Here is a 20,178-nt window from a genome sequence, read left to right on the forward strand (position 1 = left end):
GGCCGCGTGACCAGCCCGTCGGGCGACTCCGACTCGCCGCGCCGCGACCCGGGGCCGTCGTCGGTGCTCGGACCGGTCGGCGAGCGCGTCCCTGACGTCGAGCGGATCGCCGTGCTGCGCGCCAACGCGCTCGGCGACTTCATCTTCGTGCTGCCGGCGCTGGACGCGCTGCGGTCCGCGTACCCGTCGGCGGAGATCGTGCTGCTCGGCGCGCCGTGGCACGCGGCGCTCTGGCGCGACCGGCCCGGCCCGGTGGACCGGGTGCTGGTGGTGCCGGCGGTGCCCGGCATCCGCGATCCCGGGCCCGGCGATTCGCCGGGTGACGTCCCGGCGTTCCTGGCCGCCGCCCGCGCCGAACGGTTCGACCTGGCGTTGCAGGTGCACGGCGGCGGCGGCAACTCGAACCCGTTCGTGGCCGGGCTCGGCGCGCGGGTCACCGCCGGGCTGCGGGCCGAGGGAGCGCCGCCGCTGGACCGGTGGCTGCGCTACGTCTACTACCAGCACGAGGTGATCCGCTACCTGGAGGTGGCCGCCCTGGTCGGCGCGCCCGCCACCACGATCACCCCGGCGCTGGAGGTCACCGCCGCCGACCGGGCGGAGGCCGCCGCCGTGCTCGGCGAACCCACCCGGCCGCGGGTCGCGCTGCACCCGGGCGCCACCGACACGCGGCGGCGCTGGCCGCCGGAACGCTTCGGCGAGGTCGCCCGCGAGCTGACCGGAGACGGGTACGAGGTGCTTGTCACCGGCACCCCCGCCGAGCAGGAGACGGTCGATGCGGTGGTGGCGGCGGCAGGCGTTCCGGTGCGTCCCCAGGTCGGCACGCTCAGCCTGGGCGCGCTCGCGGCCGCGTACGCGGAGTGCGCGCTCGTGGTCTCCAACGACACCGGCCCGCTGCACCTGGCCGCCGCGGTGGGCGCGCCGACAGTCGGCGTCTTCTGGGTCGGCAACCTGATCAACGGGGCGTCGCCGCTGCGCGGGCGGCACCGCCCGATCGCCGCCTGGACCACCCACTGCCCGGTCTGCGGCGTCGACTGCACACCCGGGATCTACCCGCACCGGCCCGGCGACGGCGAGTGCCCGCACCGCGTCTCGTTCGTGGCCGACGTGCCGGTGGCCGAGGTGGTCGAGGCGGCTCGCGAACTGCTCACACCTCCGCCGGCGACTCGCTGAGCACCACTTCCCACGCCTCCACGTCGCGTTCGGTGACAGTGGTCGGCGACTCCAGGTGGTAGGCCCCGCTGGGCAGCACCCCGGCGCCGCCGTGGCGCTCCAGCACGGCGAGCTGCGCGGCGACGTCCTCGCCCTGGTGCCGCTCGGGCAGCCGCTCCCAGAAGTCGAAGCCGCCGGCGTCGACGAGCTTGGCGCGGTCGTAGAGCACGCACCCGCCGATCCAGGAGACCTTGTACGCGCGCCACTCGCCCGCCGCCAGGTTCAGCTTCTCGGTGATGTGCAGCAGGTTCGCCGCCGGGTGGATGGACGCCCGGTGCCACTCCGGCGTGCCGGGCATGATCCGTTCCGGCACCGGCGGCCCGGTCCACTCCTCGTAGTGCCGGTGCGTGTCCGGGCGGACGTCGTCGGCGTAGGAGAGGCCGTGCACCGCGTTGCCGACGAACCCGCAACCCAGCTCGTCGAGCGCGGTGACCAGGCGGGACAGCGCACCCGGCTCCAGCCACACGTCGTCGTCGAGGCAGAGCACGACGTCGGCAGCCGACTGGGCCAGCAGGTAGGACCGGTGCTCGGCCAGGCCGCGGCGGGGCAGCCGCCGGGTCAGCAGCACCGGGTGCCCCCGGTGGCGCAGCGCCCGGACCATCGTGGCGGCGGCCGGGTGCGCGTACGCGGGCTCGCCGTCGGACTGGTCGCTGACCACCACGCCGAACCCGGGTACGCCCTCCTGGGCGGCCAGCCCGGACAGCGTGACAGCCAGTTCGGCGGGCCGGTTGCGGGTGGGGATCAGCACGTCGAGCCGCCGGTGGTGCCGGAACCGTCCGGGCGTGCCCGGGTCGAGCGGACGGGTCACGCCGGCCTGCTCTCGCCGACCGTGTCCGTAACCGGGTGGGCACGGATGCGGTCGATGATCGCCGAGGTGGAGCGGTCCGGCACGTACCCGAGCGTGCGCACCTGCCCGCCCAGCCGCCGTACCAGCGGCGCCTCCGGCACCATCTCCGGCGGGTAGTCGCCGCCCTTGACGTAGACGTCGGGCCGGACCGCCTCGATCAGCCGGGCCGGGGAGTCCTCCTCGAAGACCACCACATGGTCGACGCAGGCCAGCGCCGCCAGCAGGGCGATCCGGTCCTCGACCGGGTTGACCGGCCGGTCCGGGCCCTTGAGCCGCCGGACGCTGCCGTCCGAGTTGACCGCCACGATCAGCAGGTCACCTAGCGCGCGGGCCTGGGTCAGGTAGCGGACGTGCCCGGGGTGCAGCACGTCGAAGCAGCCGTTCGTGAACACCACCGACCGGCCTGCCTGCCGGTGCTCGTCCACCAGCGCGGCCAGCTCGTCGGCGCCGACCAGCGCCGGGTGCCCGCCCTCGTCCGGGCCGGTGCCGAGCGCGGCCAGCAGGTCCTGCCGCCGGCACACGCAGGTGCCGGTGTCGGCCACCGTGATGGTGGCGGCGAGCTGGGCGAGCTGGGCGGCGGTGGGCAGGCCCGCGTCGGCGGCGAGCGCCAGCGTCATGGCCGCCAGGTACGCGTCTCCGGCGCCCACCGCGTGGCTGGCCGGGACCGGGGTGCTGTGGCTGCGCCGGGGCTCGCCCTCGGCGCCGCCGACCACAGCGCCCTCGGTGTCCAGGGTCACCGCAACCACGTCGGCGCCGGTGTGCGCGCGCAGCTCGGGCAGGCGCGACTCGGCCAGCACAGCCCGGTCCACCCCGGCGCCGGCCGCCGCGCTCACCGTCACGCCGGTCCCGGTGACGCTCAGCCCGTCGCCGGTCAGCGCCACCCGCTCCTCGCCCGGCACCGGCTCGCCGGTCGGCCCGGTGGGGGCCTCGGCGGCGGGCGTACCGGAGGTCGGATGCGGGCTGCCCGGTACGCGCTCACCCGATCCGCCGGGCGCGGCGCCCACCATCAGCTCGGACGGGCCGTCGGCCTCGGCCGGGTGGTCCAGGTGCACGTCGCCGCTGGGGACGGCACCCCGCTCGGCGTGCGCGAACCCGGCGGCGGCGCGGGCCAGCAGCCGGGTCGCCTCCGCGAAGCTCGGCGTCACCACAGTCGGGTTCAGTCCGCGCCAGTCGGCCAGGTCGTGCGCGTCGAGCGCCACGGTGCCGTACCGGTCGCGGTTGGCGACCAGCCAGGCGCGCACCGCCGACGGCAGCGCGCCCAGGCCGTAGTCGCAGACCACGAGCGTGAGCGGCTGGCCGGCGGCCACCGCCCGCAGCTCCTCGGTGGCGCAGTGCAGCGCGGTCAGCAGGCGGGCCACGCCGTCGGCGCCCAGCCCGTCCTCCGGGCCGCCGGAGTCCTCGCGGAGCAGGATCTGGTTGCCGGCGAGCATCCGCCGCTTGACCGGCGTGGGCCGGCCCGGCTGGCTCACCGTACGGTCCCAGACCGCCGCCCGGTCCAGGCAGTCGTGCAGTTCGTCGCCGGCCACGTCGGCGCCGACCGGGGCGACCAGCGCGGCCCGGCCGCCGAGCGCCGCGACGTTCACCGCCGTGTTGGCGGCGCCTCCGGCCGCGGAGATCCGCCGCCGCAGGGTGAGGACCGGCGCGGGTGCCTCGCGGCAGAGCCGCTCCGACTCGGCGAACCGCCACTCGTCCAGCATGGCGTCCCCGACGACCAGCACGGGGCGCTGCTGCCAGCTCGTCACGACTGTGGCGAGCCGGCGCTCTTCCGCTGCTGCTCCTGCCATGCCCCTGCGGATCCCCCCGGGCCGTCGGGCCAAACGCGACGCGGGCCACCCGATGCGTCCGGTTTCGTGGCATCGGGCCGGGGAACCGTCTCAGACGTACCCCGGAGAGGAGAGAACAGCATGGCAGCGACACTTCAGGGCAAGCGCATCGCCTTCCTGGCCGCCGACGGCGTCGAGGAGGTCGAGTACACCAAGCCCCGGGAGGCGGTGGAGAACGCCGGCGCCCAGGTCGAGCTGGTCTCCATCGAGTCCGGCACGATCCAGGCCTTCAACCACCTCGACCACGGCAAGCAGTACCAGGTCGACGTCACCACCGAGGAGGCGGACGCCGGGGCGTACGACGCCCTGGTCCTGCCCGGTGGCGTGGCGAACCCCGACTTCCTGCGGACGGACCCGGAGGCGGTCCGGTTCGTCAAGGCGTTCTTCGACGCCGGTAAGCCGGTCGGGGTGATCTGCCACGGCCCGTGGACGCTCGTCGAGGCGGACGTGGTGCGGGGCCGCACCATCACCTCCTGGCCGAGCCTGCGCACCGACCTCACAAACGCCGGCGCGAAGTGGGTCGACCAGGAGGTCGTCACCGACAACGGGCTGGTCAGCAGCCGCAAGCCGGACGACCTGCCGGCGTTCTGCGCCAAGATCGTCGAGGAGTTCGCCGAGGGGCGACACGCCGCCCGGTGAAACTCGTACGCCCACCGGGGGCATGATCCGCCCCCGGTGGGATAGGAAGCGGGATGACCGCCCAGGCCGCCCCTCCCGCGTTGCCCGCCCGACAGATCCGCCTGCTGATGTTCGGTCTGATGACCGGCATGCTGCTGGCGGCGCTGGACCAGACCATCGTCGGTACCGCGTTGCCGACCATCGTCGGCGAACTGGGCGGCATCAACCACTACTCCTGGGTGGTCACCGCGTACCTGCTGGCCTCGACCGCCTCGACGCCGCTGTACGGCAAGATGGCCGACCTGTACGGGCGCCGGCCGGTCTTCCTGTTCTCCATCGGGATGTTCCTGCTCGGCTCGCTGCTGGCCGGGCTGTCGCAGGACATGACCCAGCTGATCGTCACGCGGGGCGTGCAGGGCCTGGGCGCGGGCGGCTTGATGACGCTGGCGTTCACCATCATCTCGGACGTGGTGTCGCCCCGGGAGCGTGGCCGCTACCAGGGGTTGTTCGGCGCGGTGTTCGGCGTCTCGTCGGTGGCCGGACCGCTCGTCGGCGGTTACTTCGCGGAGAACAACTGGCGGTGGATCTTCTACATCAACGTGCCGCTGGCGATCCTCGCCATCGTGGTCTGCTGGCACGTGATGCGACTGGTGCCGTTCGAGCGGCGGGAGCACACGGTCGACTGGATCGGCGCGGCGCTGCTCGTGGCCGGCGTGAGCTGCCTGCTGCTGGCGCTGAGCTGGGGCGGCGCCGAGTACGCCTGGGGCTCCGGCGTGATCGTCGGGCTGTTCGCCGCGGGCGCGGTGCTGGGTGTGCTGTTCGTCGTCCAGGAGGCCCGGACCAGGGAGCCGATCCTGCCGCTGCGGCTGTTCCGCAGCGCCACGTTCGCGCTCGCCAACGGCGCGGGTTTCGTGCTCGGTCTGGTGATGTTCGGGTCGATCATCTTCATCCCGCTCTACCTCCAGATCGTCAAGGGCGCCTCGCCGACCCGCAGCGGTCTGCTGATGCTGCCGATGATGGCCGGCGTCATCGTCACCTCCGTGCTCACCGGCCGGGCGATGAGCCGGATCGGCAGGTACAAGTGGTTCCCGGTGGCCGGCGCGGCCGTACTGGTGGCCGGCATGCTGCTGTTCCAGCAGCTCCAGGTGGGCACCTCGCTCTGGCTCGCGTTCGGCTACATGGTGGTGATCGGCGTCGGGCTGGGCCTGTGCATGCAGTCGCTGATCCTGGCCGTGCAGAACGCGGTGAGCGTCCGCGACCTGGGCGCGGGCACCTCGTCGGCGACGTTCTTCCGGTCGCTCGGCGGCTCGTTCGGTGTGGCCATCCTCGGTGCGGTGCTGTCGTCCCGGCTCACCTCGGAGATGTCCGCGCGGCTGCCGGGTGCGCTGGCACAGCTCCCGCCGGAGCAGCGGGCCGCGGTGACTGCCGGCGGGGACTTCTCGATCAACGATCCGGCGGCGATCCTCGCCCTGCCCGCCCCGGTACGCGCCGCCGTGCAGGCCGCGTTCGTCGAGTCGCTGCACCTGGTCTTCCTGACCACCGGGCTGATCGCCGTGATCGCCGTGCTGGTCACGCTGGCGATGCCGAACCTTCAGTTGCGCGGCACCGGCCCGCAGGGCGCCACCGGTGGCGCCGACCCGCTCGGCGGGAAGGCGCCCGCGCCCGGCGGCAAGCCGCTGACGAAGGAGTCGAAGGACGAGGCCGCCGCCGACATGGAGGCGAAGTCGCAGACGATGCTGTGACCTGCGGCTACTTGAGGATCAGCCGGTTGGTCTGCTCGAACACGTCGAGGTCGGCGAGCGTCTCGTGCACGCTCGACGACAGCGGGTGCGGGAAGTCGGCCGGGTGGAAGAAACCGGAGTCGGTGGTCTCGTCGGTGAACCGGGCGAGTTCGCCGTCCCACTCGTCGACCCGGAACGCCGTGGTGAAGACCTGGTACGTGTGCCCGTACATGTTGGTGTGGGTGCGGTCGGGGCCGGTGTAGAGCGCGAACGCGCTGACCCGCAGCGCCCGCAGCCCGGTCTCCTCCCGGACCTCCCGGACCGCGCAGTCGGCGATCGACTCGCCGAGTTCCATGGCGCCGGCCGGCAACGCCCACTGGCCGTTGTCGGAACGCTGGATCAGCAGCACCCGGGCGGCGTTGTCGCGCACCACGGCGCGCGCGCCGACGAACATCAGGGTGCGGTCACCGGCCAGGGCGCGGAGCTGCCCCACGTACGAGTCGGCCCACGAGATGCTCACCCGGACAATCTACGCACCATCCGTGATCACCTCGCCGATTCCGGGGGGTTCCGCAGATGTGACCGCCGCCACTACCTTGTTACCCATGCGTAGCACGATGATGGATGCCCCTCTCCAGGTCGCCCGGATCCTCGAACACGGCTCCACCGTGCACGGCGCGGCGGAGGTGGTCACCTGGACCGGCGCCGAACCCCGCCGGATGACGTACGCGGAGGTCGGGCGCACCGCCGCCCGGCTGGCCCATGCGTTGCGTGACGAGTGCGGGGTGACCGGCGACGAGCGGGTCGGCACGTTCATGTGGAACAACAACGAGCACCTGGTGGCGTACTTCGCCGTGCCGAGCATGGGCGCGGTGCTGCACACGCTCAACATCCGGCTCTTCCCCGACCAGGTCGCCTACATCGCCAACCACGCGCAGGACCGGGTGGTGCTCGTCGACACCACGCTCATCCCGCTGCTCGCCCGGGTGATCGGCGAGATGACCACAGTGGCTCACGTGGTGGTGGTCGGCGGTGGCGACCCGGCGCCGCTGCTGGCCGCGGCCGGCGACCGGATCGCCGTGCACCACTGGGATGCGCTGCTGGCCGACCGCCCGGACCAGTTCGACTGGCCGGAGGTGGACGAGCGCGACGCCGCCGCCCTCTGCTACACCTCTGGGACCACCGGCAACCCCAAGGGCGTCGCCTACTCGCACCGCTCGATCTACCTGCACTCGCTCCAGGTCTGCATGCCGGAGGGCTTCGGGCTCGGCCCGAACGATCGGGAGCTGGCGATCGTGCCGATGTTCCACGCGATGTCGTGGGGCCTGCCGTACGCGGCGTTCCTCTCCGGCGCGTCGCTGATCATGCCGGACCGGTTCCTCCAGGCCGAGCCGATCGCCGCGATGATCGCCGCCGAGCGACCCACGCTCGCCGGCGCGGTGCCGACCATCTGGACCGACCTGCTGGCCTACCTGGACGCGCACGAGGTGGACCTCTCCTCGCTCAAGGAGGTCATCGTCGGTGGTTCGGCCTGCCCGCCGGCGCTGATGCACGCGTTCCACGACCGCTACGGCATCGACGTCATCCACGCCTGGGGCATGACCGAGATGTCGCCGCTGGGCTCGGTCTCCCGGGCACCGGCCGGTGCGACCGGCGACGACGCCTGGCGCTACCGCTACACGCAGGGCCGCGTCCCGGCGGGCGTGACCGCGCGGATCGTCGGCCCGGCCGGCGAGCCGCTGCCGGCCGACGGGACGTCGGTGGGGGAGCTGGAGGTACGCGGGCCGTGGGTGACCGCCCGCTACATCGGCGACGACGCCCCGGACGAGGAGAAGTTCCGGGACGGCTGGCTGCGGACCGGTGACGTCGGCACGCTCTCGCCGGACGGCTACATCACGCTCACCGACCGCGCCAAGGACGTGATCAAGTCGGGCGGGGAGTGGATCTCCTCGGTCGAGCTGGAGAACGCCCTGATGGCGCACCCGGCGGTGCTGGAGGCGTGCGTGGTGGGCGTACCGGACGAGCGCTGGGACGAGCGGCCGCTGGCCACCGTGGTGGTCCGCGAGGGCACCTCGGTGACGGCCGAGGAGCTGCGGGACTTCCTCGCCGGCTCGGTGGCGCGCTGGCAGCTGCCGGAGCGGTGGGCGTTCATCGACGCGGTGCCGAAGACCAGCGTCGGCAAGTTCGACAAGAAGGTGGTGCGCTCGCGGTACGCCGACGGCGGCCTCGACGTGCGGGAACTGACCGCGTCGTAACGTTTCGCGGCGTACCGTCGCCTACACGGGTAGGACGCGTTCCCAACGGACATTCCTCCCAGAGGGCGGCCCCGGCGTTCGCACCGCGCCGGGGCCGCCCGTCCGTTACGGGGTGACCCGCACCGTCATTGTTGCGAAACTTGTTCGCTTCTGTCCGGCTGTCGCGGAAATCCGGTCGCCTACTCGTCGGCGGTGCTCACCAGCACCTTGCCCACCACGCTGTCCTGCACCGCCTGCTGCGCTGCAGCGGCCTCCGCCAGCGGATACCGGTGCAGCGGCAGGCCCGCCTCCTCACCGACCCGGATCGCGCCCTGAGCCACCGCCGCCGCGATGTCGGTGACCGCCTGCGCCTTCGCCACCTTCGGCGCGGTGTAGATCAGCACGAACTGCCAGCGCGCGTTCGGGACCATCAGCGGCCGGATCGGCAACGTCACCCCGTCGCCGCCGTCGTCGGCGTACACGCAGACCGCCCCGCCGGTGCGCAGCATCCGGACGTCGGCGGCGGCGTTGCGGGCGGCGGACACCTCGACGATCGTGTGCACCCCGTCGGGCGCGACCTTGCGGACCTCCTCGACCACGTCCTGCTCGCGATAGTTGATCACGAAGCTGGCGCCGGCCGCCGCCGCGAGCTGCGCCTTCTCCGGGCTGCTCACCGTGGTGATCACGCACGCGTCGGCCCAGCGGGCGAGCTGGATCGCCGCGTTGCCCACCGCGCCCGCACCGCCCTGCACCAGCACCACGTGGTCGCTCAACGCACCGGCGTGCAGCTTGTCCGGCATGAACTCACCGGCGGTCAGGCAGCGGTGCGCGGTCATGAACGGGATGCCCAGCGCCGCGCCCAAATCGAACGAGGCCGGACCGAGCGGCACCGCGTGCCGGACCGGCACCAGCGTGTACTCGGCGGCGGTGCCCCACGGCCGCTGCCACGCCGCCTCCCACACCCAGACCCGCTCACCGATCAGCGTCCGGTCGACGCCCTCGCCGACCGCCTCGACCACCCCGGCGCCGTCCTGGTGCGGGATCTGCCAGCCGGCCGGCAGCGGCCACGCCTGGCGGGCCTTCCAGTCGGTCGGGTTCACGCCCGACACGGCCATCCGGACCAGCACCTCGCCCGGCCCGGGTTCCGGCACCGGCCGCTCCACCACCTGGAGCACCGAGGCGTCCCCGCTGCGCTCGTACACGATCGCCTTCATCGCCGTCCCTCCGCCGTCCTTCCGGGTGCGCTACCCGGCAGCCGCCCGAACATGCGGCCCCGGGCACACCCGGCCACCGTACGACGGCTCGTCAGGCGGCCGGCTTGAGCACGACCTTCGAGTAGCCCGGTTCGCGGCGGTCGAAGCGCTGGTACGTCTCCGGCGCCGCGTCCAGCGGCAACTCCTTGCTCACCACGAAGCTCGGGGTCGCCCGCCCCGCCGTGATCAGGTTCCGCAGGTACGCGTTGTAGGTCTTCACGTTCGCCTGCCCGGTGCCGATCCGCAGGCCCTTCTCGAACAGCTTGCCCACCTTGAACAGCAGCTCACCCCGGGCGGAGTGCTCGTCCGGGGCGCCCGGGTCCGCCGAGAGGTAGAGCCCGACCACGCCGATCGCCCCGGTCGCGCGCACCACCTCCACCAGCGTGTTCAGCACCAGCGCCGGCTGCTCCTCGCCGCTGGGTGCGGACGCCTGGTATCCCACCGCGTCCACGCCGTGATCGGTCCCCACCCCGGCGGTCCGGTCCCGGATCTGCTCGACCGGGTCGCCCGCGCTGAAGTCGATCGGGGTGGCGCCGATCGACTCGGCCAGCCGCAGCCGGTCCGGCACCCGGTCCACCACGAACACCTCGGACGCCCCGATCAGCACCGCCGAGTACGCGGTCATCAGCCCGACCGGCCCGCCGCCCATCACCGTCAGGTTCTCGCCCGGCCGCAGCCCGGTCATCGCCACCCCGTGGTAGCCGGTCGGGAAGATGTCGGCGAGCATCGCGTAGTCGTTCTCGTGTTCGGTGCCCGGCGGCAGCTTCAGGCAGTTGAAGTCGGCGAACGGCACCCGCAGGTACTCCGCCTGCCCACCCCGGTACGGCCCCATCGACACGTAGCCGTACGCGCCGCCGGCGAAGCCCGGATTCACCGTCAGGCAGAACCCGGTGCGCTGCTCGCGGCAGTTGCGGCAGAACCCGCACGCCACGTTGAACGGCATCGAGACGCGGTCACCCACGCGCAGGCTCGTCACGCCCGGCCCGGTCTCCACGATCACGCCCATGTTCTCGTGGCCGAACACGATGCCCGGCTCGGCGGCCGTCCGTCCCTCGTACATGTGCAGGTCGGAACCGCAGATCGCGGTCGTCGTCACCTGGACGACCACGTCGTTCGGGTCCTCGATCCGCGGATCGTCGACCTCGTTGACGGCCACCTCGTGCGGCCCCTCGTACACCACAGCCCTCATGTCACCGACCGTAGGCCGGGTGGCGGCGGCGGGTGGGTGGTTCAGTCGATCCCCGCCACCACCTCGGGCGTGAGCGCGCCGATCGAGGGGAGCAGCACGGCCGCGAGCGCCTCGGCGTCCGGATCGAGCGGGTACGACGCATGCGGCACCGCCACCACCCGGCACCCGGCGGCGGCCGCCGAGCGGACCCCGTTCGACGAGTCCTCCACCGCGACGCACCGGGCCGGGTCGACGCCCAGCCGCTGCGCCACCGCGAGCCACACGTCGGGCGCGGGCTTGCCCCGGGCGGTTTCCTCGGTCGACAGCGTCGCGCCGAACGAACCGGCCAGGCCCGTCGCGTCGAGCGCCGCCGCGATCAGCCGGGTGGGTGAGGAGCTGGCCAGCCCGAGCGGCCACCGCGCGGCGATGCGGCGCACGACCGCGTCGGCGCCGTCGATCAGCGGTACGTGTTGCGCGTACCGCCGGGCCATCTCGGTCACCACCTCGGTGGCGACCTGCTCGGCCGACCTGTCGACGCCCAGCTCCCCGCTCAGGTAGCCGGCCCACTCGGCGGTGCTCATGCCCATCAGCCGACGCTGGGTGTCCGGCTGCCAGACGCCGCCGTGCTCGGCCACGTACGCCCGCCGGACCTCCTCCCACACCGGCTCGGAGTCCACGATCACGCCGTCCAGGTCGAAGAGCACCGCGTCCACCATTCCGCCATCCTGCCCCAGCCGGCGGCCCGGTTCACCGCGGCTGCGCCGCCTTCGCCGAACGCTGCGCCGGAAGGCCGATCGGGGCCTTGGCCGGGATGATCGTGCGGCAGCGCGTCGCGATCGGTTCCAGCAGCTCCCGCAGCCGGGCGGTACGCTCCGCGCCCAGCGCCCGCCACGGGCCCGACGCGGCCCGGTCGGTGGCCTCCTCGACCACGCGGAACGTCTCCGTGGCGTACGCCGTGGGGTCCAGGTCGTCGGTCAGCCAGCCCTTGTCCACGAGGCGCTGCTCGGCGGCGGTCCACTGCTCGTCGGTCCAGCCCCGGGCCGGCTGGTGGAACTCGCGCGACTGGTCGACCCGGCACCGCCAGGCCACCACCTCGACCGGTTCCAGGCCCGTGGTCACGAGCGCCGCCACGTGCCCGTCGCCCCGGTGCTCGCGCAGCGTCGCGGCGGCCTGCCAGAGCCGGGCGAGCGGGTACTCGCCCCGGGGCAGGGCGGCGTTCACCGCGCCGAGCACCCGCCCGGCCGTGTCCACCCGCCCGGCCGCCTCCTCCAGCAGGTCGGCGGCCTCGACCAGGTGCGATTCGGGCAGCTCGTAGGTGAACTCGGCGAGCGCCTGCACGCCACCGGTGAGCCGGGCCCGCAGTGCCTCCTCCGGGGTGGCCAGGCGCCACACCGACGGCAGTGCGCGGGCCACCATGGCCGGCGCGAAGCTGAAGAAGGCAGCAGTCACCGCCGGGGCGTCGACCGGTCCGAGCGGCGCGGCCCGGCCGGCGAAGTAGCCGCGCCAGTAGCCCCGCAGCCCGACCGCCTCGAACGCGGCCCGGGCCCGGGGGTGGAAGTAGGTCACCGCGTGGACCGGCTCGTAGAGCGTCCACATCTGCCGGGTCACCCCGGCCTCGTCCAGCGCCGCCACGTGCACCTCCGCGTCGGTGGGCAGATCACCACGGACGGATGTGCCGCCCGTGGTGACCATGAACCTACTGCCGCTGGGTGACCGGACGGAAGCCCGGAGTGATCTACTGCGCAGCGAGCACGTCGACGACGAAGCGCAGCGGCCCGGCCGGGCGACCGCCCGCGGCGTCGTTGCCGTACGCCAGCTCGGCCGGAAGGTCCAGCTGGACCCGGCTGCCCACCGGCACGCCGACCAGGCCCTGGTCCCAGCCCTTGATGACCTGGCCCACGCCGATCTGGAAGGTGGCCGGCTGGCCGCTGTCCCAGGACGCGTCGAACTGCTTGCCGTCCTTGTAGAACACGCCCACGTAGTTCGTGGTGATGTTCTGACCGGCCTTCACCGCCGGCCCGGTGCCCTTCACCAGGGTGGTGACGGTGAGCTTCTTCAGCTCGCCGGTGCCGGCCTGCACTGTCGGCTTGGTCTTCAGCGCCGGGTCGATGCCGGCGGGCAGCTCCTGGGCGGGCGCGGTGGGCTCGGCCGGCGCGGTGGGGCTGGCCGACGAGCCGGCGGTGGACGTCTTGTCGTCGTCCCCGCTGTTCAGCCAGACCAGGCCACCGACCAGGGCCACCACCGCGAGCACGCCGACCGCCGCGCCGAGGATCGACTGCCGGCGGCGACGCGCCTCGGCTGCCTTCTTCTCGGCCAGCTGGGCGGCCAGCCGCCGCTGTGCCTTGGTGGCCGGGGCCTGGCCCGCCGACCGGTTCTCCACACGCTCGCTCACGTCGACTCCCTGCAGGGTGGGTGGGTGCGCCCCCGGCGGGCCGCCGCCGAGGCCAGCGCACACGGTACCCGCCCGGACCCCCAGCGTGCCCATACGGCCGCCACGATCCGGACACGATGCCCGATACGGGGGCACCGCACGGGGTACGTTCCGACAATGGCGATCCTCAGCGAAGAAGACCTTGCCCTGCTCGGCGAGCCGCAGCTCGCGCACGTGGCGACGATCGAGGCCGACGGCACCCCGCACGTCACCCCGGTCTGGGTCGACACCGACGGCGAGCACATCGTGTTCAACACGGCCAAGGGCCGGCAGAAGTACCTGAACATGTCCCGCAACCCGGTGGTTGCGGTGTCGGTCGCGGACAAGGCCGACGACTTCCGCACGCTCTGGGTCAAGGGCACCGTCGAGTTCGTCACCGAGGGCGCCGACGAGCACATCGACCGGATGGCGAAGAAGTACCTCGGCCAGGACACCTACCCCTGGCGCCGCCCGGGCGAGGAGCGCGTCATCGTGCGCGTCACCCCGACCGAGAAGCTCGGCCGCGGCTGAACGGCGGGAGCCCCGCCCGCCACCGGGGCGGGGCCATCGCCGTACGCGTCAGGCGGTCTTCTTCTTCGCGGGCGCCTTCTTGGCGGCGGTCTTCTTCGCCGGTTCGGCCTTCTTCGCCGCCGTTTTCTTCGCGGGCGCCTTCTTGGCAGTGGTCTTCTTCGCCGGTTCGGCCTTCTTCGCCGGCGCCTTCTTCGCGGCCTTCTTGGCCGAGCGGGCCGACGAGATCGGCGTCGGCTCGGCCCCGCCGCCGGACGGCGCCTCGCCCCGGGCCGCCCGGGCCCGCTCGACCGACGCCTTCAGCGCGGCCATCAGGTCCACCGCGGCGGCGGGCGCCGCTTCTTCCTCCTCCGGCTGCACCACCTCGCGGCCCTCGACCTTCGCGTCGATGACCTCCTGCAACGCCGCCCGGTAGTCGTCGGTGAACGCGTCCGGCTCGAACTCCCCGGCCATCGAGTCGATGAGCGAGCTGGCCATCGCCAGTTCCGGCGGGCGTACCTTCAGGTCCTCGTCCAGGAAACCGAAGTCGGGCCGGCGGATCTCGTCCGGCCACAGCATGGTGTTGAGCAGCAGCACGCCCTCGCGGACCCGCAGCGTGGCGAGCTGCTCACGCTGGCGTAGCGCCACCTTGACGATCGCCACGCGTTCCGAGTCGGACAGCGCGTCGCGCAGCAGCACGTACGGCTTCGTCGCCGAGCCCTCCGGCTCGAGGAAGTACGCCTTGTTGTAGAGGATCGGATCGACCTGCTCGGCCGGTACGAACTCCAGCACGTCGATCGCGTGCGACGTGCTCAACGGCAGGTCGGCGAAGTCGGAGTCGGTGAGGATGACCATCTCGCCGCCGCCGATGTCGTACCCCTTGGCGATGTCGTCGTAGGTGACCTCCTCGCCGCAGACCGAGCAGGTGCGCTTGTAGCGGATCCGGCCGCCGTCCTCGCGGTGCACCTGGTGGAAACGGATGTCCTTCTCCTCGGTGGCCGAGTAGACCTTCACCCCGATCGACACCAGGCCGAACGACACCGCTCCTTTCCAGATCGCCCGCATAGCCGCGCTCCTCTCCCCGGTTGACCACCAGAATCGCAAACGATCGAACGCGACGCACGCGCTTCGCTACGCAACTACAGTCAGGAGGTGCCCGGCGCGCCGTTGAAGCCGATGCTCGCGACGACCGGGCAGCTCCCGGCCGGCGCCGCCTGGTCGTACGAGTTCAAGTGGGACGGCGTACGCGCGCTCGCCGACATCTCCCGCGGCGACAGGCACTTCTACGCCCGCTCCGGCGTCGAGATCACCACCGCGTACCCGGAACTGCTCAACCTGGCCGAGCAGGTGGACGACGCGCTGCTCGACGGCGAGGTGGTCCTCTTCACCGACGGGCAGCCCTCGTTCACCGCGCTCGCCGAGCGGATGCACGTCCGCAACCCGGCCAAGGCGGCGCGGCTGGCGGCGACCGTACCCGTCACGTACATGATCTTCGACCTGTTGCGGCTCGACGGCGTCGACCTGACCTCCCGGCCCTGGCGGGAGCGGCGGGCGGCGCTGGAGTCGCTCGGGCTCGGCGCCGCCCGGTGGGCGGTGCCGCCGGTCTTCGGCGACGGCCCGGCCACCTACGCGGCGGCCGGCGAGCACGGGCTGGAGGGGGTGATGGCCAAGCGGGTCGACTCGCTCTACCGGCCCGGCGTGCGCTCGCCGGACTGGGTGAAGGTCAAGCTGGAGGTCACCGCCGACTTCGTGGTCGGCGGCTGGCGGCCCGGCGCGCGGCGCGTCGGTGGCCTGCTCGTCGGCGTGCCCGGCCCGGACGGGCGGCTCGTCTACCGGGGGCGGGTGGGCGGCGGGATCGGCGCGGCCATCGAACGGGAACTGCTGCGCGAGCTGGAACCGCTGCGTGCCACCGACTCGCCGTTCGCGGCCGGGGTGCCGCGCGAGGATGCCCGGGGCGCGATCTGGGTAACTCCCCGGATCGTGGTGGAGGTCAAGTACGGCCAGCGCACGCCGGACGGCCGGCTGCGCTTCCCGCGCATCCTGCGCCTGCGCCCGGACAAGCCGCCCGAGGAGGTCGACGATGCCGTCTGACCGGCTCAAGGTCGAGGTCGAGGGGCGCTCGCTGGAGCTGTCCAACCTGGACAAGGTGCTGTTCCCGAAGGCCGGCTTCACCAAGGGAGAGGTGATCGACTACTACACCCGGATCGCCCCGGTGCTGCTGCCGCACCTGAGCGATCGCGCGCTGACCCGGATCCGGTTCCCCAACGGCGTCGACGGCGGCTCGTTCTTCGAGAAGAACGCACCCGCCGCGACCCCCGGTTGGGTACGCACCGAGAACCTGCCCGCCCCCGGGTCCACGAAGGGGCGGGAGACCATCGACTACGTGGTCTGCGACGAACTCCCGACACTCGTGTGGCTGGCCAACCTGGCCGCGCTGGAGCTGCACACTCCGCAGTGGAAGATCGGCGCGCACCCGGACATGATGGTCGTCGACCTGGACCCGGGCGCCCCGGCGGCGCTCAAGCAGTGCTGCCAGGTGGCGCTGCTGATGCGCGACCGGCTGGCTTCCGACGGCGTCGAGGCGTACCCGAAGACGTCGGGGAAGAAGGGCATGCAGCTCTGCTGCCCGATCGCCGGCACGCAGGACGCCGATCTCGTCTCCGACTACGCCAAGCGGATCGCGCAGGAGCTGGAGCAGGCACACCCGAAGCTGATCGTGTCGAAGATGGCGAAGAACCTGCGCCCCGGCAAGGTCTTCATCGACTGGAGTCAGAACAACGCGGCGAAGACGACAGTGGCGCCGTACTCGCTGCGCGCCCAGCCGGTGCCCTCGGTGTCCACGCCGCTGACCTGGGACGAGGTGGAGGCCGGGGCGGCGGGGAAGCGGCCGTCGACGCGGCCGTACACCGCCGGCGAGGTGCTCAAGCGGGTGGAGAAGCAGGGCGACCTGCTGGCGCCGCTGCTCGACGGCGGTCCCGAGCTGCCCGTGCGCTGATCCGGGCTGCTTCGGCTGCTCCGGACGGGCGGCTCGGACGGTTAGGGTGAGCGGACCGGCAGACAGGAGTTTCGCGCATGGCACACCAGGCAGCCGTCGCCGTCGCGCCCGACGCGGTCGGGTACCCGCTGCTCAGCTACCACGACGACGCGACGGGCGAACGCACCGACCTGACCGCCGCGCAGCTCGGCGAGTGGGCGGCCCGCAGCGCCGGGCTGCTGCGCGACGGATGTGGGCTGCGCCCCGGTGACCGGGTGGCGGTGCTGCTGCCGCCGCACTGGCGTACCGCGGCGGTGCTGCTCGGCGCCTGGTCGATCGGGCTGACCGTCTCGTTCCGTCCCCGTGCCCTGGCCGGGCTGCCGGTGCTGGAACCCGGTGCCGACCGGCCGTACGACGCGGTGTTCGTGACGCCGGAACGCCTCGACGACTGGCTGGAGGACGTACCCGAGGGGACGCACCGCTACCTGGTGGGCACCGGGCCGGAGCCGCTCGGCGAGGTGCCGCCGGGCTGGCTGGACTGGTCGGCCGAGGTGCTGCGACACCCGACCGACCCGCCGGACTACACCGCCGTCGACCCGTCCGACCCGGCCACGCCGGACGGCACCAGCTTCGGCGCGTGGCGGCGCCTGGCCGCCGAGATCGCCACCCGGATGGACCTGCACCCCGGCGACCGCCTGGTGGTGGACCCGAGAGAGGACGAGCAGCCCGTGAGGTGGCTGCTGGCCCCGTTGTCCGCCGGCGCCACAGTCCTGATCCACGCCACCCCCACCCCCTAGCCCTGGCCCGAGCCCCCGCCCGAGCCCCCGTCGATCTTGCGGTTTCGGCCCTCCTGGTGCCCGGGTTGCGGCTTCTGTCGGGGCGGCAACTGCATGATCGACAGGGCGGTGGGGCCGCTTCTGCCGATCTTGGAGTTGTGGCGCCCAGATGGTCGGTTTGGCGGCCTTTGTGAGTGCCACAACTCCAAGATCGCGGTGGGCGGGCGGGTGGGTGGGTGGGTGGGTGGGGAAACTGGTTGACCGTGGGGGACGGGGTGGGGCCTACTGCGTCGGTGTGCCGGACCGTGAGGGGCGGGCGGGGTGGCGGGAGTGGGAGTGGGCGTGGGCGGGACGGATGCGCTGGTGTGGCGGGAGTTCGGCGAGGAAGAACTGCCCGCCTTGACCGGCCTGGCGCAGGCGTGCCTCGCCACTGACGGCGGGTTGCCGCTGTTCGGGCGTACCCCGTTGGCGCGAGCGCGGCTGCTGCAGACGCGTACCCACGGCGCCTGGTCCGGCAACGACCTGGTCGCGGCCGTCGGGGTCGGCACGGGACGGACGCCCGCCACCGCCACCGGCCTGGTGCACCCGGCGTGGCGCGGCCGTGGGCTCGGCGGCGCGCTGCTGGACTGGGCCGAGAGGCACACCGGCGACGCGGGCCTGCTGGTCACCACGGAGACGTGGAACGTGGCAGCGGAGGAGTTGTTCGCGGCGCGCGGGTACACGCGGACGTTCCTGGAGTGGGTGCTGCGGCACGACCTCGACGTGCTGCCCGAGGTCGCCGTCCCGGACGGCGTGACTGTGGAGCCGGCGACGCTGGGAGCGGAGCTGTTCACCGCCTACCGCGCGTCGTTCGCCGATCGGCCCGGATTCGTGGAGCCGGAGGCCGACGAGTGGCTGGGCGACCTGCGTGACGACGAGGACTTCCGGCCGGAGTTGACGCTGCTCGCACGCGGCCCGGACGGCGCGGCGGCCGGCTTCGTCACCGTGCTGGACAACTGGATCGATCAGGTCGGCGTGGTGCCCGGGTGGCGCGGGCGACGGGTCGGCGCGTACCTGGTGGCGCGCGTCCTGCGCGGCCTCGCCGACGCGGGCGTGGACGCCGCATGGCTCTGCGTCAACGACGACAACCCGGCCGCCGGGCTGTACCGGCGGCTCGGCTTCCGCGACTTCGGCCGCCGCGCCCGCTATCTGCATGGCTGACCCGACGCGGGAGGCGATTCTGCGGGCCCTCGCCGATCTGTGGGCGAACGGCTGCCCGGTGCCCGCGCCCGAGCTCCACGAACGGCTCGCCGACGTCGGTCTGCGCCGCTGGCGCAGCGTCGCCCGCCGGCACCGGGGGCGGCTCGGCCCGGACGATCGGCTCAGAGATCTGGTACGCGGACTGGTCGCCGCGTTCGAGCCGGACCCCAAGCTGGTCGGGCCGCTGGTGCGCGACTACGAGTGCGTGGCGCGCGCCATCGCCGACGCCGTGCCATCGACCGAGTCGCCGGGGGCTGTTGCGGATGCCCGGTGACGTGGTCTTATGGCGGGACGACGACGTCATCGATCCGCAGCTTTGACAACCCCGCGTCGGTACTCCTTTCATGCCTCTCGAAAGGTGCAACGATGCACAGGAAACCGACGATCCACCTGGCAGTGCTCGTGGCTGCCGCAGCCACCTTCCTGACCGCCGGCGGAGCCCCCGTCGCGGCCACGGCCGCACCCGTGACCGCCTCTCCCGCCGCCGCCGAATGTGAGCCGGGCGCCGACACGCACAGCGCCGCCCGGGTACGCGAGGGCGCCACCGCCAAGGAGCCCGAGCTCTACTCGACGAACGAGGCCAAGGCGTACGGCGTCATCAAGGACTCGCCACGTCTGGCGAACGGCAGCGTCACCGTACCGACGATCTTCCACATGATCTCGGACCACGAGCTGAGCGCGGCCGAGAAGGCCCGCTGGAACACGCTCATCTCGGCGCAGATGACGGTGCTCAACGACTCGTTCGCGGGTCGTACCGCGGCCGACGCGTCGGACACGCCGTTCCGCTTCTCGCTCGTGGACACCACCTGGACCGTGAACAGCGCCTGGTACACGGTGGTGCCGGGCAAGAACGAGCGGGACATGAAGAAGGCGCTCTACACCGGTGACTCCCGCACGCTGAACGTCTACGCGGCGAACATCGGTGACGGGCTGCTCGGCTGGGCGTACTTCCCGAAGGGCTACAACAACGGCCGCGACTACATCGACGGCGTGGTGATGCTCGACGAGTCGATGCCGGGCGGTACGGCCGGCAAGTACGCGCTCGGCGACACGCTCACGCACGAGGTGGGCCACTGGCTGATGCTGGAGCACACGTTCGCGCACGGCTGCTCCGCGTCCGGCGACTTCGTGGCCGACACGCCGCGTGAGGCGGCGCCGCAGTTCAACTGCCCGATCGGGGCGGACACCTGCACCGCGCCGGGGCTGGACCCGATCCACAACTTCATGGACTACACGCAGGACTCCTGCATGAACATGTTCACCCCGGGCCAGGCCGACCGGATGAGCGACGCCTGGGTCGCGTTCCGCGCCAGCGGCAAGGGCTGACCGCCGGACCGGGCGGGCCGCGCCGATGCGGTCCGCCCGGTCGGCTCAGGCCACCCGAATCGGCGTACGCCTC

At 72.9% G+C, this 20,178-nt stretch carries 20 protein-coding genes; 11 read left to right on the forward strand and 9 right to left on the reverse strand.

The features are described 5' to 3' along the window. The first annotated feature begins 6 nt into the window (after positions 1-6). Positions 7-1,170, forward strand: a complete 1,164-nt coding sequence (locus O7546_RS00590) for a glycosyltransferase family 9 protein (RefSeq protein ID WP_194798918.1) — start codon at positions 7-9, stop codon at positions 1,168-1,170. Here the strand turns inward: O7546_RS00590 and O7546_RS00595 are convergent. Next, positions 1,145-2,017, reverse strand: coding sequence for a glycosyltransferase (locus O7546_RS00595; protein WP_194798917.1), 873 nt, complete (start codon positions 2,015-2,017; stop codon positions 1,145-1,147). The genes O7546_RS00590 and O7546_RS00595 overlap by 26 nt on opposite strands. Then, on the reverse strand, positions 2,014-3,840 hold the full coding sequence (rfaE2, locus tag O7546_RS00600; RefSeq protein WP_281600350.1) for a D-glycero-beta-D-manno-heptose 1-phosphate adenylyltransferase: 1,827 nt from the start codon (positions 3,838-3,840) through the stop codon (positions 2,014-2,016). Before rfaE2 ends, O7546_RS00595 begins: the two co-directional genes overlap by 4 nt. A gap of 120 nt (positions 3,841-3,960) precedes the next feature. On the opposite strand from rfaE2, the gene O7546_RS00605 reads away from it, so the two are divergent. After that, complete coding sequence (locus O7546_RS00605; RefSeq protein WP_194798915.1) at positions 3,961-4,518, forward strand: type 1 glutamine amidotransferase domain-containing protein; 558 nt, start codon at positions 3,961-3,963, stop codon at positions 4,516-4,518. Positions 4,519-4,571: 53 nt separating this feature from the next. After that, positions 4,572-6,239: an MDR family MFS transporter gene (locus tag O7546_RS00610; protein ID WP_194798914.1), complete on the forward strand. Its 1,668-nt coding sequence runs from the start codon at positions 4,572-4,574 to the stop codon at positions 6,237-6,239. Positions 6,240-6,246: 7 nt separating this feature from the next. On the opposite strand, the gene O7546_RS00615 is transcribed toward O7546_RS00610, so the two are convergent. Then, positions 6,247-6,738, reverse strand: a complete 492-nt coding sequence (locus tag O7546_RS00615) for an NUDIX domain-containing protein (protein ID WP_018785677.1) — start codon at positions 6,736-6,738, stop codon at positions 6,247-6,249. A 100-nt stretch (positions 6,739-6,838) separates the two neighbouring features. Between O7546_RS00615 and O7546_RS00620 the strand changes: the two genes are divergently transcribed. Next, complete coding sequence (locus tag O7546_RS00620) at positions 6,839-8,473, forward strand: fatty acid--CoA ligase (RefSeq protein WP_281601132.1); 1,635 nt, start codon at positions 6,839-6,841, stop codon at positions 8,471-8,473. A 179-nt stretch (positions 8,474-8,652) separates the two neighbouring features. Here the strand turns inward: O7546_RS00620 and O7546_RS00625 are convergent, their stop codons facing one another. The 5 genes from O7546_RS00625 to O7546_RS00645 form a co-directional block, all read right to left on the reverse strand. Beyond that, a complete protein-coding gene (locus tag O7546_RS00625) occupies positions 8,653-9,666 on the reverse strand; it encodes an NADPH:quinone reductase (protein WP_194798913.1) in 1,014 nt (337 codons plus the stop codon). A 91-nt stretch (positions 9,667-9,757) separates the two neighbouring features. Further along, entirely contained in the window at positions 9,758-10,894 is a 1,137-nt protein-coding gene (locus O7546_RS00630) for a glutathione-independent formaldehyde dehydrogenase (protein WP_281600351.1), read from the reverse strand. Between the two features lie 41 nt (positions 10,895-10,935). Next, complete coding sequence (locus O7546_RS00635) at positions 10,936-11,589, reverse strand: HAD family phosphatase (protein ID WP_194798911.1); 654 nt, start codon at positions 11,587-11,589, stop codon at positions 10,936-10,938. A gap of 31 nt (positions 11,590-11,620) precedes the next feature. Continuing rightward, a complete protein-coding gene (locus tag O7546_RS00640; RefSeq protein WP_194798974.1) occupies positions 11,621-12,469 on the reverse strand; it encodes a hypothetical protein in 849 nt (282 codons plus the stop codon). A 139-nt stretch (positions 12,470-12,608) separates the two neighbouring features. Continuing rightward, positions 12,609-13,358, reverse strand: a complete 750-nt coding sequence (locus O7546_RS00645) for an FKBP-type peptidyl-prolyl cis-trans isomerase (RefSeq protein WP_269695965.1) — start codon at positions 13,356-13,358, stop codon at positions 12,609-12,611. Positions 13,359-13,421: 63 nt separating this feature from the next. On the opposite strand from O7546_RS00645, the gene O7546_RS00650 reads away from it, so the two are divergent. Then, a complete protein-coding gene (locus O7546_RS00650; RefSeq protein ID WP_174536027.1) occupies positions 13,422-13,814 on the forward strand; it encodes a PPOX class F420-dependent oxidoreductase in 393 nt (130 codons plus the stop codon). A gap of 48 nt (positions 13,815-13,862) precedes the next feature. Here O7546_RS00650 and O7546_RS00655 read toward each other — a convergent pair whose 3' ends face one another. Continuing rightward, positions 13,863-14,855 carry a Ku protein gene (locus tag O7546_RS00655; RefSeq protein WP_194798910.1) on the reverse strand — a complete coding sequence of 331 codons (993 nt, stop codon included), beginning with the start codon at positions 14,853-14,855 and terminating at the stop codon, positions 13,863-13,865. 87 nt (positions 14,856-14,942) lie between these two features. On the opposite strand from O7546_RS00655, the gene ligD (O7546_RS00660) reads away from it, so the two are divergent. The 6 genes from ligD (O7546_RS00660) (at position 14,943) to O7546_RS00685 (ending at position 20,105) form a co-directional block, all read left to right on the forward strand. Continuing rightward, complete coding sequence (gene ligD / locus O7546_RS00660) at positions 14,943-15,881, forward strand: non-homologous end-joining DNA ligase (RefSeq protein WP_281600352.1); 939 nt, start codon at positions 14,943-14,945, stop codon at positions 15,879-15,881. Further along, positions 15,871-16,785 (forward strand): non-homologous end-joining DNA ligase, encoded by a 915-nt coding sequence (gene ligD / locus O7546_RS00665; protein WP_194798908.1) that lies wholly within the window; start codon positions 15,871-15,873, stop codon positions 16,783-16,785. Before ligD (O7546_RS00660) ends, ligD (O7546_RS00665) begins: the two co-directional genes overlap by 11 nt. 77 nt (positions 16,786-16,862) lie before the next feature. Continuing rightward, positions 16,863-17,561 carry a TIGR03089 family protein gene (locus O7546_RS00670; RefSeq protein ID WP_194798907.1) on the forward strand — a complete coding sequence of 233 codons (699 nt, stop codon included), beginning with the start codon at positions 16,863-16,865 and terminating at the stop codon, positions 17,559-17,561. A gap of 321 nt (positions 17,562-17,882) precedes the next feature. Next, positions 17,883-18,740, forward strand: a complete 858-nt coding sequence (locus tag O7546_RS00675; protein ID WP_281600353.1) for a GNAT family N-acetyltransferase — start codon at positions 17,883-17,885, stop codon at positions 18,738-18,740. After that, positions 18,733-19,053 (forward strand): hypothetical protein, encoded by a 321-nt coding sequence (locus O7546_RS00680; RefSeq protein WP_194798905.1) that lies wholly within the window; start codon positions 18,733-18,735, stop codon positions 19,051-19,053. The genes O7546_RS00675 and O7546_RS00680 overlap by 8 nt, the downstream gene beginning before the upstream one ends. A 92-nt stretch (positions 19,054-19,145) precedes the next feature. Further along, entirely contained in the window at positions 19,146-20,105 is a 960-nt protein-coding gene (locus tag O7546_RS00685) for a zinc metalloprotease (RefSeq protein WP_194798904.1), read from the forward strand. The last annotated feature ends 73 nt before the right edge of the window (positions 20,106-20,178 follow it).

Source organism: Micromonospora sp. WMMA1976 (assembly GCF_027497335.1).
Taxonomy (GTDB): domain Bacteria; phylum Actinomycetota; class Actinomycetes; order Mycobacteriales; family Micromonosporaceae; genus Micromonospora; species Micromonospora aurantiaca.

What these genes read in the sequence shown, in the direction of transcription:
- rfaE2 (WP_281600350.1), bottom strand. Translation starts at nt 3,840, where the DNA reads ATGGCAGGAGCAGCAGCGGAAGAGCGCCGGCTCGCCACAGTCGTGACG.
- O7546_RS00605 (WP_194798915.1), top strand. Translation starts at nt 3,961, where the DNA reads ATGGCAGCGACACTTCAGGGCAAGCGCATCGCCTTCCTGGCCGCCGAC.
- O7546_RS00610 (WP_194798914.1), top strand. Translation starts at nt 4,572, where the DNA reads ATGACCGCCCAGGCCGCCCCTCCCGCGTTGCCCGCCCGACAGATCCGC.
- O7546_RS00620 (WP_281601132.1), top strand. Translation starts at nt 6,839, where the DNA reads ATGGATGCCCCTCTCCAGGTCGCCCGGATCCTCGAACACGGCTCCACC.
- O7546_RS00625 (WP_194798913.1), bottom strand. Translation starts at nt 9,666, where the DNA reads ATGAAGGCGATCGTGTACGAGCGCAGCGGGGACGCCTCGGTGCTCCAG.
- O7546_RS00630 (WP_281600351.1), bottom strand. Translation starts at nt 10,894, where the DNA reads ATGAGGGCTGTGGTGTACGAGGGGCCGCACGAGGTGGCCGTCAACGAG.
- O7546_RS00635 (WP_194798911.1), bottom strand. Translation starts at nt 11,589, where the DNA reads ATGGTGGACGCGGTGCTCTTCGACCTGGACGGCGTGATCGTGGACTCC.
- O7546_RS00640 (WP_194798974.1), bottom strand. Translation starts at nt 12,469, where the DNA reads ATGTGGACGCTCTACGAGCCGGTCCACGCGGTGACCTACTTCCACCCC.
- O7546_RS00645 (WP_269695965.1), bottom strand. Translation starts at nt 13,358, where the DNA reads ATGGGCACGCTGGGGGTCCGGGCGGGTACCGTGTGCGCTGGCCTCGGC.
- O7546_RS00650 (WP_174536027.1), top strand. Translation starts at nt 13,422, where the DNA reads ATGGCGATCCTCAGCGAAGAAGACCTTGCCCTGCTCGGCGAGCCGCAG.
- O7546_RS00655 (WP_194798910.1), bottom strand. Translation starts at nt 14,855, where the DNA reads ATGCGGGCGATCTGGAAAGGAGCGGTGTCGTTCGGCCTGGTGTCGATC.
- ligD (WP_194798908.1), top strand. Translation starts at nt 15,871, where the DNA reads ATGCCGTCTGACCGGCTCAAGGTCGAGGTCGAGGGGCGCTCGCTGGAG.
- O7546_RS00670 (WP_194798907.1), top strand. Translation starts at nt 16,863, where the DNA reads ATGGCACACCAGGCAGCCGTCGCCGTCGCGCCCGACGCGGTCGGGTAC.
- O7546_RS00680 (WP_194798905.1), top strand. Translation starts at nt 18,733, where the DNA reads ATGGCTGACCCGACGCGGGAGGCGATTCTGCGGGCCCTCGCCGATCTG.
- O7546_RS00685 (WP_194798904.1), top strand. Translation starts at nt 19,146, where the DNA reads ATGCACAGGAAACCGACGATCCACCTGGCAGTGCTCGTGGCTGCCGCA.